The sequence below is a fragment of the bacterium genome (genome assembly GCA_026414725.1).
Taxonomy (GTDB): Bacteria; Ratteibacteria; UBA8468; order B48-G9; family JAFGKM01; genus JAAYXZ01.
This window is the reverse complement of sequence record JAOAIL010000005.1, coordinates 30501-42974: the sequence shown is the minus strand read 5'-3', so window position 1 is coordinate 42974 and position 12474 is coordinate 30501. Positions and strand designations below refer to the sequence as shown.

Here is a 12474-nt window from a genome sequence, read left to right as displayed (position 1 = left end):
GTAAAAGGAGATAGAAAATGGATAAAAAAATTTATGAGCGAAGGATAGAGAAAGGGTTTACACTGATAGAGCTTCTCGTAGTAATAGCAATAATAGGTATCCTGGCAGCACTGCTTTTACCTTCACTTTCTCAGGCGAGAGAGAGGGCAAGAAGAACTACCTGTATGAATAACTTAAGACAGTTTGCTATGGCTTATGAGATGTATGCTGATAATTTTTTTGAAAGGTTCCCCGACAGAGAGTATGCCCTTTATGGTGGAACAAAGACCATCTATCCTTATTATATCAACTCCAATCAGGTCTTCTGGTGTCCAAGTTCTGTAGTGAGGGGACTTCCTAAACCAGATGGTTCTATAACAGGTACTTTGACTCTCGATAGTAATGGAAACCCAACAGGAGGGAGTAGATGGAGTGATTATAGAAACCAGTGGTATGCATCTTACTCTTTTGTCTTCGGGCTCACAGCGGGCAATAAGTCATCAAGACCAGTGCCACTGATAAGTGACAGAGGAATTTATTTTACCGGAGATATATCTATCTATAAAAATCTTCCTTCTGATACCAATCCTTTGACAGGCAACCATAATGCAGGAATGAATGTTTTATATCTTGATGGTAGTGTAAACTGGGTGAATATACAGAACATTGACTTCTCAATAGATAAGGATGATGGAACTCCACATATGGGAAATGTAGCAGCAAGACCTAATGGATATTCCATCGTTATCAATGATAGTGATGAAGTAACAGAATGGAGTGAGTAAAAAATTGGAGGGAAAATGTGTAAAAAAATTTTAAATGGATTATCTGGATTTCAGAGACAGCATACAGAGGTTGGTTTCACATTGATAGAATTGCTTGTGGTTATGGTTATTATAGCGGTTCTTGCAGGACTTCTAATGCCTGCTATAAGAAAAGGGCGAGCCAAGGCACTTATAGATAAGGCAGAAGCAGAGATGGCAGGACTTGCAAGTGTTATTACTATGGCAAGGTTAGAGAGCGGTTTTTATGTAAGGTTGTGTGATTTAGCAGATTCAACCCTTGCAAATAGTACTCATACTGGATATCCATACGGGAGAGGAACTTTACCATATACTCCCACAGGAAATCCTCCTTCAGATGGAAGTTATACATTTGTTTTCTATAATGGGACAGAGGATACAACATCTTCCGAATCAGAGATAACTTCAGGAAATAAGTGGGCAGGTCCATACCAGGTATTCCAGACAAAATTCACATATAAGCCAGATAACGGTTATACCCCCTCTTTAGGCACAGGTGTAACTGGATGGAATTTAAGTGTCGTTCCTTATGGCACTCCATTAGACCCCTGGGGAAGAACATATCTTATTGCATATAATTCTACTTCCAAAACGATGATTATTTATTCCGCAGGTCCTAATGGAAAAGTAGAAACAGCAGCAGGAGCAATACTTGCAGGTGATGGTGATGGAGATGGTTCTCCAGATACACAAAACTGTGATGATATAATTTATCAGTTCAGGTAATTACCCATCTAATGAACATCAAAGATGCATTCTTCCTTGGACTTATTCAGGGGATAGCAGAGTGGTTACCCATCAGCAGTTCAGGACATTTAGCAATATTTCATAATATATATGGACTTAAAGGCAATATCTCTTTTGATATATTTCTGCATATTTCTTCTTTGTTTGTAATTATTATATTTTTCCAGAAAGATATCAGGGAATTGTTGAATGTAATATTAAAAAGAGATTTTGATTCATACAATTTCAAACTAATCCTTTATATCTCTTATGCGACTGTTATTACAGGTATTATAGGATTTCTTTTAAGACAATATATTGAAGGAATAACAAAAGAATATCTACCCTATACATATCTTTTTACTTCTTTTTTACTTTTTCTTTCTGCAAGGAAGAGAGTTCAACAAAAGATAGATATCAAAAGGGCATTATTTATTGGGTTTATGCAGAGTGTTGCACTTTTACCTGGTATTTCCCGTTCAGGTGCAACAATTTCTGCAGCAAAGATAACCGGAGTGGAAGAAGGAGAAGCGTTCAGGTTTTCTTTTCTTCTTGCTATACCTGCAATTTTAGGGGCAGTAGTATTAGAAATAAAGGAGTTTGAAAGAATACCTCTGCAGATACTTATAGCAGGATTTTTCACTTCCTTTTTTGTAGGGTTTGTTTCTCTATGGTTCTTAAAAAGAATTGTATCTAAGGATAAAATATATATGTTTGGGTTTTATACACTGGTAGTGGCTATTGTCTTATTTATCTTATAAATGATATACTTGAATATACATTAACACTTTTCTGAAAGGGAGGATTATTGTAATGAAGATTGAGAATGCATTATCTTCTGAGTATGAATATATCCAGAGATTTTTAGAGGATGTGTATGGACACAGTTTTAATTATTTCCCTGCTGCTTATCCTTATGTATGGAAGAAACATACAACTGATTTTAAGAATATATTTGTTATAAGAGAAAAAGGGAAGATTGTATCTCTTGTCAGGATATTTCCTCTGAAAACCATTCAGAACGGTGTTGAAATAGACCTTGCAGGTATAGGGTCTGTCTCAACACTTTACTCTCACAGAGGGAAGGGATATATGAGTTTGTTACTCCAGCATACATTTGAAAAGATGAAACAGGAAGGATTCCCTCTTTCTGTATTAGGTGGTGATAGACACAGATACAATAACTTCGGATATGAGAATGCAGGTAAGGTAATTGAACTGGAGATATTCTCAAGGGGATTGAAAAAATATGGGGTTAAGGCATTTCCTGCATTGAGATATGATAATACTGATAAGAAAATTCTCCATAAGATAATGGGGCTTATTGAAAGAAGTAATTATAGAAAAATAAGGACTGTCAGAGAATTTGAAGAGGTTTATAGGAAACAGGGTATCAATGTGTATTATACAGTAAAGGGTATGGATTTTGCTTTTGTTGTGGTATCTGCAATAGAGGTAATGGATTCTGGAATGAAAAGTATTGTAGAATTTGGAGGAAAGCCAGAACTTATTGCAGGCATTCTCCAGCACCTTGTAGAAAGGTTCGGGTTTACAGGTTTTAAGATTTGTTTCCCTGATTTTACAGAGATTCCTTCAGATTTCATATCCTTTGCCTCTTCCTGGGATATAAGGTCAGGGATGATGTTAAAAATTATCAATCTGAAAAAGACACTTGAAGGCCTTTCAAAAAGAGATGACTTTTTATTCCCTGATGATAAAGAAATAACGTTAACTATTAAAGATAGAGAATCTGTAATTATAAGTAAGAAAGATGGTATCCTTAAAATAGAAAATGGTAGAGGTGAAAATGAAATATCTCTTACAGAAATAGAGATGGTTCGTCTTTTATTCGGGACTTTTTTCTGGGTTCCTGAAAAAACAGATAAAAAAGTTATAGGGATATTAAGACAGTTTTTACCGATGAGCATATATCTTCCATATCTTGATTTGATATAATAAAAGATATAAGGAGGTGTAGAAAAATATATATGACAAGTAGAGAAAGGATTATAGCAGTAATAAGAGGTATGATGCCTGACAGGGTTCCAGTTTCTCTTTACAAAATAGACCCTTTTGAAAAGGATAGTTTCTGGGTACAGCATAAAAGTTTTGAGAAACTGCTTTCTGCAGCGAAAGAATACCAGGATACATTTCATCTGTGGCGACCGAAAACAGGGTTTTTCTTTTCAGCACCGGGGAGCATTGAGACAAAAGTAGAAGAATCTCAGGATACTCCGCTTTCAAAGACAGTAAAAATTTCTGTAGAGACACGTAGAGGGCTTTTAAGTCGGACAGCCAGGACATCAATGACAAGTATGCATCTATGGATTCAAAAACCATGGATTGAAAGTGAAAGAGATATATTAAAATTTCTTGAACTCCCCTATACACCGTTTAAACCAGACCTTACAGAATTTTTCCAAATAAACAGTGAACTTGGAGATAGAGGGATAGGAGTGATTGCCCTCCCAGACCCTCTGGCTGTTATATATGAACTTTTCGCACCAGGAGATATGCCTCAGTTCATACTCTCTACACCTAAACTCATATACAGATTACTTGATGAGATGCAGAAACGGTTGATCAACCTTTATAGATTTATTTCTACCAGTGTTGCCAATACTGTTATAAGAATAAGGGGAGCTGAATATGCTGTGCCTCCTCATCTTCCCCCAGAGTATTTTCCTGATATAAAGAAGGTTTTTAGCGAACTTGTTCTGAGATATGATAGAGAACTGATAGATATACTGAAAAGAGGAAATAAAAACTATATATGCTATCACTGGCATGGCGATATTGAAAAACTCCTTCCTCTGGTACTTAAGTTAGGTATAGATATACTTGAACCAGTTATAAATACATCAGATACACCTAACTATATATTAAAGATAAGAAAGATAACAGGAGATGATGTTGTTCTTATGGGCGGGCTTATGGCAGAAGAACTTGAGTTCAGGGAGACATCAGAGATTGTTGCTATGACAAAGGAAGCGATTATTCAGGGAGGCAGAAAAGGAAGATTTATCCTTATTCCTTCAGGAATCCCTGAGTCAAGTCCTATCTCTAATCAGATGGAAAAAAATTATATAGAGTTTCTCAAGACAGGTGTTGAGTTCGGGAAATATCCTCTTTTGTAATCTATAAGCCACACAACCGAGCTTAAACACATCTTACAATGCGCATTTACTACATTATACTATGGTAGATTCTGTCCACCAGTTCCATTGTTTTAACACTATCGCCGAAATGTGTCTGTGGCAATTTTTTGTCTCTAATACACTCTATAAAATGTCTGTTTTCATCGTAGAATCCGGCAAATTTGAACAACTGGTCACTTCCTGCTATTTCTTTTGCTTTAATTATTTCTCCTTCGTTTGAACCATCTTTATAAACCACAGCACTTTCTTCAGGGTCTGCAAATGCACATATTCCTTTTCCATGCATCTCCACATTATATATCCTTTTACCGGATACCCAGTTTGCAGATAGAAATCCAGATGCACCACTTTCAAAATCAATCATTGCATAGAAACAATTATCATATGAGGCATCAATACTTCTTACAATACTGGATATCTTTCTGGGTTCACCAGCCATCCATCTTAATATATCAACTGAGTGTATAGCATCGCACGAAAGTATATCAATAGCCCCATTATAATAAGGTGGTTTGTCTATATAATTTTTGAAAAAATTTGCCTGACAGTGAAGAATTCCACCTCTTTCATCTATTCTTTTTTTTGCTGCTTTAATAACAGGGGAGAATCTTCTCTGGAATCCGGTCATCGTCAAAGCTCCTTTTTTCTCAGCAAGATTAGCCAGCTGTCTTGTCTGTTCTTTTGTTATACCAGGGGGTTTCTCTACAAATATATGCAGGCCCAGTGAAAGACAGTAGGCCGCTATATCAAAGAGATGGTGCGGAGGCATTATTATATATACTGCATCAGGAGATGTTTTTTCTATAAGCTCTTTATAATTAGTAAATGTCTTTTCAATCTTATATTTTTCTGCTGTTTGTCGCATTTTTTCTTCTATAAGGTCAGATATACCAACAATTTTTGCTATCTCAATCTCTGCAAGTGAAGGGTAATGAACAGCGTTTGCCATTCCCCCAGCACCTATAAAAGCCACCTTTACTTTATCCATTTATATACTCCTCCTTTTCTATTACCTTTTTTATTTTGTTGATAGTGTTTTCAAGGTCTTTGTTTATGAATCGGTAATCATACATAGATAGAAGTACTTTTCTCTCTTCTTTCGCTGCTTCTAATCTTTGCTGTATTTCTTCCTCTTTTAATCCTCTTCTTTCTCTCATTCTTCTTTCCTGTTCTTTTAAAGATGGGGGAAGAACTCCTATAAGTACTGCTTCTGGAAATAATTTCTTTATACTTCTACCTCCCTGTGTGTCAATGATTAAGAGTGCTTGCTTTCCTTTAATAATAGCAGATGTAATATCGTTTTTAGGAGTTCCATAATAATTACCATAAACCATAGCCCATTCTGCAAAATCACCTTTTTCAATCATTTTTTTAAACATTTCAGGACTTATAAAACGGTAGTCCTTTCCATCTTTTTCCCCTGCCCGCGGTTTTCTCGTGGTACAGGTAATTATTACTTCTATATTCTTTAACTGCTCTTTAAGTTTCTTTGCAATAGTTGTTTTGCCTGTGCCTGATGGTGCTGAAATAACAAAGATTTTCCCCCGATTAGACATTGGATATGACCTAATCTTTATCTATTCCTAACATCTTTCTTCTTTTAGGATTAAAAGCACCTTCCTGTTTAATACATCTAATTGCCCTTTCTGCTATACTTGTAAAATTACCTGACTTAAGTTGTTTCTCCCATTGTTCTAATGCCTTATCAACCTGTCCGTTAAGTTCATATGAGTGTGCGAGAACATTGTCCACATAAGCAGGATGTGGAAATTTCACTGCTTTCTCAAGATATTTAACAGCATTGGGGTAGTCCTGTCCTTTGTGGTAGTATGTCCAGCCAAGTTCAAAGTATACATCATATTTTTCAGGATTGTAAGAAACACCTTTTTTAAGAAATTTTATACCATTTTCATACCATTTTATCTGTTCTAATGGAATAGAGACAATTACTTTAGCAGTTTCTATTACGTTTTGGTATTTTTTATTTCCTTCAAATTTTTTCAGTTCTTCCATATATCTTGTAATCTGTGCTTTTCCTTCAGGTATTTCCTTCTCTTTAAGCCATTTATTATAATATGCAGAGAGGTCTTCTTTCATTTTCCGGGCACCGTCAACAATATCAATAACTCGTTGTATCTCTCTTTTTTCTGCACTATTAAATCCTTCAACCATTTCTTTGAATTTTTTATAAGTTGCTTCCGAATCATTTGCTATATCAGCAAAGATGTTGTATGCCATATGCCATCCACCTACTGCCCATACAGTTACATATTCTGGTTGCAACCAGCTTACCGCATCAAATAGAGGCAACATTTTATAGTGTTGTCCTTTATGCCAGTAGTCCTCTATATTTAACCACAAAAGGTCAGCTGCAATTCCTCTAAACCCACTTAAAACTAAACTTCCAGCCATCTGACCTGGCATAAGAAGCATTCTACTTTCAAGATTCTCTATAGTTCTTCTATAGTTAATTTTTACCTGTAGAAGTCCTAACGGAATGTAAAGTAAGATAGCGATTAAAAGAAATACTCTATTAAGTTTCCTGTTCATACTTCCCTCTTATTAAAGAAATAGATGCCTATTAATACCACAATTGCTATGTATATAATTCCGTAAAGAAAGGTTTGTCCTACATACTGCCAGGATACAGGTACTCCTACAACTACTTTGTCTTTGATATTAAAATTTTCATAATTTGGAATGACGGTATATAACATCTCACCGAGGCCTTTTAGAACAATGTTTTCCACTCTTTCAAGAAGAGATTTACCATAAGATATAAGATGCCCAACAATATAAAGGAAGAAGGAAAAGATGATATTGAATGCATCTGTTGCAAATGTTGCTACTGTGAGTGTAATTGAGCCAATAAGTACAAGTTCAATAAAGATGAGAAATACAGTTTTAAATGTTTCTATATCTGGTGGACTTTTTTTAATCAGCAATAATATAATGAAAAAGATACTCATAAGGATAACATTTAAGAGTATAATCAGTGACTGTCCTATCAATTTTCCGACTACAAAATTACTTCTCGTGATAGGTTTGGAAAGGAGGGTATAAATGGTCCGTTTTTCTATCTCTCCTGAGACAGCGACGAGTGCTGTAAATATAGCAATAAGAGCACCAAAAAATTCAATAGTAGAAAAACTTACATCTTTTATCATCTTAATTTCATCTTCTGCTGCAAGAAAGGAAAAGAATCTGGAAGCACCTATAACTACGAGTGCAACTACAAGCAGGATGTAAAATGTTTTTTTCCTTAATGACTCGTGAAAAGTATTAAGTGCTATAGTCCATACCTTCTTCATTTTTTTCTCCCTTTTTATCCTTCTTTTTTTTCTATATCAAACTTTTCAATGGTTTTGACAAATAGTTCTTCAAGGTTTTCTGCCTGATATTCTTTCATTAATCCATTAAGTGTTCCTGATGTTAAAAGATAACCTCTGTGGAAGATGGCTATTCTTGTACATACCCTTTCTACCTCTGATAGAAAATGGCTTGAAAGTAAAATGGTTTTACCCGCTTTATTCAATTTTATCAACAGGTCTCTCGTTTCTTTACAACCGATGGGGTCAAGTCCTGTGGTCGGTTCATCCAGAATAAGGATTTTAGGGTCATTTATTAAACTTGCTGCAAGTCCTATCCTTTCAAGCATACCTTTAGAATAATGCCTTAGAGATAGATTTCTTGCGTCATATAAACCCACCAGTTGTAGAAGTTCTTCGGTTCTGCTTGATATAGTGGACACAGGAATATCAAAAAGTTTACCATAGAACTTCAGTATTTCTGGACCTGTAAGATAATCATAATAATAAGGATTTTCAGGTAAAAAGCCGATATTCTTTTTTGCTGTTACAGAGTATTGGTTTTCTCCCATTATACTTATCTCTCCTTCAGTAGGGAATGCAATACCTAAGAGAAGTTTAAGACAGGTGGTTTTACCAGAACCATTTGGACCAAGAATCCCAAAGATTTCTCCTTCTTCAATACTCATTGTTGCTTTGTTTAATGCAATTACTTCTTTATTTTTACTCAATCTATATACTTTGGTTAATTCTCTGGTTTCTATAATTGCCATTTAGCCCTCCTGACTTAATTTATATATAGTCCTATTCTACTAAATCTTTTAATGGATGTCAAAACTTGTAAAGGTTTTCCACTATATATGATAAAAGTGCTCCTTTCTCCCCGAAGAAAGCAATATCATTTTTCATTTCCTTGTACAGTAATGATAAACTACGTTTTAATACTTCTACATTGCCCTCTCCATCTTCCATGTCGTCCCTTATCTGGAAGGCAAGCCCAAAATTACTGCTGATATTCAACATTTTCGTTTGAATCTTTTTATCAAACCTTTTGAAGAAAAGTGGTGCTGAAAAACATAGCTGGAATAATTTTCCTGTTTTCATAATATCAATATTTTTCTTTAAAGTCCCTGATATTTTTTTGTTCTTATACATAATGTCAAATACCTGTCCTCCTGCCATCCCCTCTGAGCCAATAGCATCAGCGGTTGCTTTTATCAAAGGAACATTACCTGTTTCTCCAACAAGTTTTAAACCGAGTGTTAAAAGTGCATCTCCTGCAAGTATGGCAACTGCCTCACTAAATTTTTTGTGGCAGGTTTTTTTCCCCCTTCTGAAGTCATCATTATCCATCGCAGGCAGGTCATCATGTATGAGGGAAAAGTTATGTATTAATTCAATACCACATGCAACAGGTAATAGTTTTTCTTTTTCTATCTTTAACATCCCGCCAACAACCAGTACAAGAAGAGGTCTTAATCTTTTTCCGCCTGAAAATACACTGTACCTCATTGCCCTGTGAAGCAATTTTGGCTCTGTGTTTGCTGGTGGTAAAGTTATATCTAAGTATTTTTCTATTGTTTCTCTGTATCTTTTTAATTCAATTGTACAATCTAATTTTTTGCTCATAGTTATATTTTCAATTCATACTTTATATATCTTTTCCATCCTTTCACTTCCAAATCCACAGAGAATCTCCTGTGGCACTGTATTTAACTTTTCTGCCATCTCTTCAATCTCAAGGTTATCTCCAAATACCTGTAGTGTATCTCCTATTCTGATATTTTTGCCTGTTGTATCAACGAGTGTCTGGTCCATACAGATATTCCCAACAATTTTTACCTTCTGGTCTTTCCATAAAAAATAAAATTTGTTAGAAAGCCCTCTTTTTAGTCCATCTGCATATCCGATACCTGTAGTGGCTATCTGACTTCTCCTTTTAGTTTTATAAGTGAGGCCATAACTTAAAAAAGTATCTTTAGGCACCTGTTTTGTATAAAGTACTCTGCAGAATCCTTTCAACGCCCGTTCAAAGGATAATTTCTTATGCAGGTGTCTTTCAGTATAGACACCGAAAAGTAAAAGACCAATTCTTACCATATCAAAATTTCTGTATGCCTCAGGCAGGTTAAGTATAGCAGGTGAGTTTGCTATATGTTTTAAGGGGATGTGAAACTTTTCTATATTTTTTAATGTATCCGTAAATCTCTTCAACTGTATTTTTGCATATGTCTTATCCTTCCAGCTGGCTGTTGCAAAATGTGAGAATATACCTTCAATGGTTATACCTTTTATAGATGCCACTTTTTCTAAAAACTCTGGTGTATTTTCTGGTTTAACGCCTATCCTGCCTAATCCGGTATCTACTTTAATATGTACTCTTGCTGTTCTCTCTCTCTTTTTTATTGCTTTCTCTATTGTTCTAAGCACCTCATCACTGAAGAGTGTAATATGGATATTGTTTGTGATAAGTGTTTCAACATCACCGGGTATTACAGGTCCCATAACAAGCACAGGTTTTTTTATTCCAGATTCTCTTAACTCTACTGCTTCTGATGTTGTTGCCACACCAAACATTTCAACATAATCTTCTATCGCTTTTGAAATTTTGCACATTCCCATCCCGTAGCAGTTTCCTTTAACACATGCCATAAACTTTTTCCCTGTATATCCTTTTATTATTTCAATATTTCTTATTATTTTCTGTATATCAATCTCAATCCATGCCCTTTTTTCCATCGCTATTCCTTTCTTTGGTCCTTCCTGTTAGTTCAAGTATCCCTACAATAGAGAGAATGATAAATACCTGAAATAGAACCATAAGCCCGCCAAATATATTTAAACTGCCGAGTAAGAGTGCACCCATTCCTGTACAGAGTGTCAAAAGGTATATAAATAAAACTGCCTGTTTATTTGTCATACCTAAGTCAACGAGACGATGAGAAAGGTGGTTTCTATCTGCCTGAAATACAGGAATGCCTCTTTTTCTTCTTATCCATATAACAGAGAGTGTATCAAAGAATAAAATAGAAAATACAACTAAAGGAGCAAATATGGGTAGAAATGTTTGATGTTCTTGGTATTTATAAAATGTTAGAAGGATAGAAGCAGTTCCGAGGAAATATCCTAAAAATGCACTTCCACATTCACCCATAAAAATTTTTGCAGGTGGGAAGTTATGTTTTAAAAACCCGGCAATACTTCCTAAAAAAACAGCCAGTATAGTTGCAACAAATAACTGTCCCATCCTTACTGCAAATACAAAAAGGATTAAACCGCTTATAAAAGCAACACCTCCACTCAAACCATCCATATTATCCATAAGGTTAAAAGTATTCATCATAAGAATAAGCCAGAAGATGGTTAGAAAAAAAGATGGAATAGTATTGGTTAGAGATAAACGAATGCCTGCAGCAAAGATGATTATAGAGGCACATATCTGAAGAAATAATTTCTGCTTCGCTTTTAATGTTTTTACATCGTCCACTATACCAAAGGCAACGACTATTCCTCCACCGAAGAGGATTGCCAGTAATTTCCCCTGTACACTTTGAATCCCTGCTATGTATTCTGATAAATAGGAAGTAAAAAAACCGGACCTGATAGCAGTTATTCCTGTTAAGATGGTGATAAGAATTGAAAAATAAATACCAAGTCCTCCTAACAGAGGCATGGGAATTTTATGGACACTTCTCTCTGAAGGAATAGATATTATATTAAAATGCCGTGCAATTATTTCTGCCAATGGTGTTAAAAAAAATGACAAAAGAGCACCTGTTAAAAAAACTATGATATATACATATGGCCACATCGTATTAGTCAAAAAAAATAGATTAATCTTCTATTTTGCAATATTTGCCAGGAGATGATAGAACAGTATGAAGAGTAAAAGCATTATAAGAATAAAGACAGTCAACCCTATCATTCTCGGTGTCCAGAATTTTTCTCTTCCATACTTTTCTTCATAGTAGTTCCCTACTATCTGTGCTATCTCTTCCGGGCTTTTTCCTTTTATTTTTTCTTTCCAGTCGTCAGAATTAAAGTCAATATTATTATTCATCTTTCCTTGATTTTTGTTTTCTTATGTATTATATTATCTTAAAATTTTACATAAGTAAAATCAAAAAATAAAGGAGGAAGAGACGGATGGGACAAGTAAGAATTGGAGTTATTGGTGTTGGAGGTATGGGAACAGGACATTGTAAAAGTATAAAGGAATTAGAAGAGGTAGAACTTGCCTTTGTATGTGATATAGAAGAAGAGGTAGCTGAGGTAAAAGGGAAAGAATTTGAAGTCCCATTTTTTACAGATTATAAGAAAGCAATAAAGAGTGGACTTGCTGATGCCATTATTATTGCTACACCACACTGGATTCATCCTGAGATAGCGATATATGCCTTCAAGAATGGGTTACATGTACTTTCAGAGAAACCGATAGCAGTTACTGTTTCTGATGCAGATAAAATGATAAAGGCAGCAAAAAAGAGTAAGAAGGTCTTT

At 35.1% G+C, this 12474-nt stretch carries 15 protein-coding genes and 1 pseudogene; 7 read left to right on the top strand and 9 right to left on the bottom strand.

The window, feature by feature from the left end; genetic code table 11:
- Positions 1-17: 17 nt before the first annotated feature.
- The 6 genes and pseudogenes from N3D17_03245 (at position 18) to N3D17_03220 (ending at position 4645) form a co-directional block, all read left to right on the top strand.
- Positions 18-125, top strand: a pseudogene (locus N3D17_03245) (prepilin-type N-terminal cleavage/methylation domain-containing protein).
- Positions 99-764: a DUF1559 domain-containing protein gene (locus tag N3D17_03240; protein ID MCX8082401.1), complete on the top strand. Its 666-nt coding sequence runs from the start codon at positions 99-101 to the stop codon at positions 762-764. The pseudogene N3D17_03245 and the gene N3D17_03240 overlap by 27 nt, the downstream one beginning before the upstream one ends.
- Before the next feature lie 15 nt (positions 765-779).
- Positions 780-1508: a prepilin-type N-terminal cleavage/methylation domain-containing protein gene (locus N3D17_03235; GenBank protein ID MCX8082400.1), complete on the top strand. Its 729-nt coding sequence runs from the start codon at positions 780-782 to the stop codon at positions 1506-1508.
- Between the two features lie 11 nt (positions 1509-1519).
- A complete protein-coding gene (locus N3D17_03230; protein ID MCX8082399.1) occupies positions 1520-2269 on the top strand; it encodes an undecaprenyl-diphosphate phosphatase in 750 nt (249 codons plus the stop codon).
- A gap of 52 nt (positions 2270-2321) precedes the next feature.
- Positions 2322-3464, top strand: a complete 1143-nt coding sequence (locus N3D17_03225) for a GNAT family N-acetyltransferase (GenBank protein ID MCX8082398.1) — start codon at positions 2322-2324, stop codon at positions 3462-3464.
- A 32-nt stretch (positions 3465-3496) separates the two neighbouring features.
- Complete coding sequence (locus N3D17_03220) at positions 3497-4645, top strand: hypothetical protein (protein ID MCX8082397.1); 1149 nt, start codon at positions 3497-3499, stop codon at positions 4643-4645.
- Positions 4646-4694: 49 nt separating this feature from the next.
- On the opposite strand, the gene N3D17_03215 is transcribed toward N3D17_03220, so the two are convergent.
- Genes N3D17_03215 through N3D17_03175 form a run of 9 tightly spaced genes read right to left on the bottom strand, consistent with a single transcriptional unit; the run spans position 4695 to position 12034 of the window.
- Positions 4695-5654 (bottom strand): Gfo/Idh/MocA family oxidoreductase, encoded by a 960-nt coding sequence (locus N3D17_03215; protein MCX8082396.1) that lies wholly within the window; start codon positions 5652-5654, stop codon positions 4695-4697.
- Positions 5647-6222, bottom strand: a complete 576-nt coding sequence (gene gmk / locus N3D17_03210; GenBank protein MCX8082395.1) for a guanylate kinase — start codon at positions 6220-6222, stop codon at positions 5647-5649. Before gmk ends, N3D17_03215 begins: the two co-directional genes overlap by 8 nt.
- A 10-nt stretch (positions 6223-6232) precedes the next feature.
- Entirely contained in the window at positions 6233-7216 is a 984-nt protein-coding gene (locus N3D17_03205; protein MCX8082394.1) for a hypothetical protein, read from the bottom strand.
- A complete protein-coding gene (locus N3D17_03200; GenBank protein ID MCX8082393.1) occupies positions 7213-7977 on the bottom strand; it encodes an ABC transporter permease in 765 nt (254 codons plus the stop codon). Before N3D17_03200 ends, N3D17_03205 begins: the two co-directional genes overlap by 4 nt.
- Positions 7978-7991: 14 nt before the next feature.
- Positions 7992-8747, bottom strand: coding sequence for an ABC transporter ATP-binding protein (locus tag N3D17_03195; protein ID MCX8082392.1), 756 nt, complete (start codon positions 8745-8747; stop codon positions 7992-7994).
- Positions 8748-8805: 58 nt separating this feature from the next.
- A complete protein-coding gene (locus N3D17_03190; GenBank protein ID MCX8082391.1) occupies positions 8806-9603 on the bottom strand; it encodes a polyprenyl synthetase family protein in 798 nt (265 codons plus the stop codon).
- 15 nt (positions 9604-9618) lie between these two features.
- Positions 9619-10713 carry an alanine racemase gene (alr, locus tag N3D17_03185; protein ID MCX8082390.1) on the bottom strand — a complete coding sequence of 365 codons (1095 nt, stop codon included), beginning with the start codon at positions 10711-10713 and terminating at the stop codon, positions 9619-9621.
- A complete protein-coding gene (locus N3D17_03180) occupies positions 10691-11797 on the bottom strand; it encodes an undecaprenyl/decaprenyl-phosphate alpha-N-acetylglucosaminyl 1-phosphate transferase (protein MCX8082389.1) in 1107 nt (368 codons plus the stop codon). Before N3D17_03180 ends, alr begins: the two co-directional genes overlap by 23 nt.
- An 18-nt stretch (positions 11798-11815) precedes the next feature.
- Entirely contained in the window at positions 11816-12034 is a 219-nt protein-coding gene (locus N3D17_03175) for a hypothetical protein (GenBank protein ID MCX8082388.1), read from the bottom strand.
- Between the two features lie 86 nt (positions 12035-12120).
- On the opposite strand from N3D17_03175, the gene N3D17_03170 reads away from it, so the two are divergent.
- A partial coding sequence (locus N3D17_03170) for a Gfo/Idh/MocA family oxidoreductase (protein MCX8082387.1) occupies positions 12121-12474 on the top strand: 354 nt, incomplete at its 3' end.

Coding starts and splice junctions, on each gene's coding strand:
- N3D17_03235 (MCX8082400.1), top strand. CDS start 780: ATGTGTAAAAAAATTTTAAATGGATTATCTGGATTTCAGAGACAGCAT.
- N3D17_03230 (MCX8082399.1), top strand. CDS start 1,520: ATGAACATCAAAGATGCATTCTTCCTTGGACTTATTCAGGGGATAGCA.
- N3D17_03225 (MCX8082398.1), top strand. CDS start 2,322: ATGAAGATTGAGAATGCATTATCTTCTGAGTATGAATATATCCAGAGA.
- N3D17_03220 (MCX8082397.1), top strand. CDS start 3,497: ATGACAAGTAGAGAAAGGATTATAGCAGTAATAAGAGGTATGATGCCT.
- N3D17_03215 (MCX8082396.1), bottom strand. CDS start 5,654: ATGGATAAAGTAAAGGTGGCTTTTATAGGTGCTGGGGGAATGGCAAAC.
- gmk (MCX8082395.1), bottom strand. CDS start 6,222: ATGTCTAATCGGGGGAAAATCTTTGTTATTTCAGCACCATCAGGCACA.
- N3D17_03205 (MCX8082394.1), bottom strand. CDS start 7,216: ATGAACAGGAAACTTAATAGAGTATTTCTTTTAATCGCTATCTTACTT.
- N3D17_03200 (MCX8082393.1), bottom strand. CDS start 7,977: ATGAAGAAGGTATGGACTATAGCACTTAATACTTTTCACGAGTCATTA.
- N3D17_03195 (MCX8082392.1), bottom strand. CDS start 8,747: ATGGCAATTATAGAAACCAGAGAATTAACCAAAGTATATAGATTGAGT.
- N3D17_03190 (MCX8082391.1), bottom strand. CDS start 9,603: ATGAGCAAAAAATTAGATTGTACAATTGAATTAAAAAGATACAGAGAA.
- alr (MCX8082390.1), bottom strand. CDS start 10,713: ATGGAAAAAAGGGCATGGATTGAGATTGATATACAGAAAATAATAAGA.
- N3D17_03175 (MCX8082388.1), bottom strand. CDS start 12,034: ATGAATAATAATATTGACTTTAATTCTGACGACTGGAAAGAAAAAATA.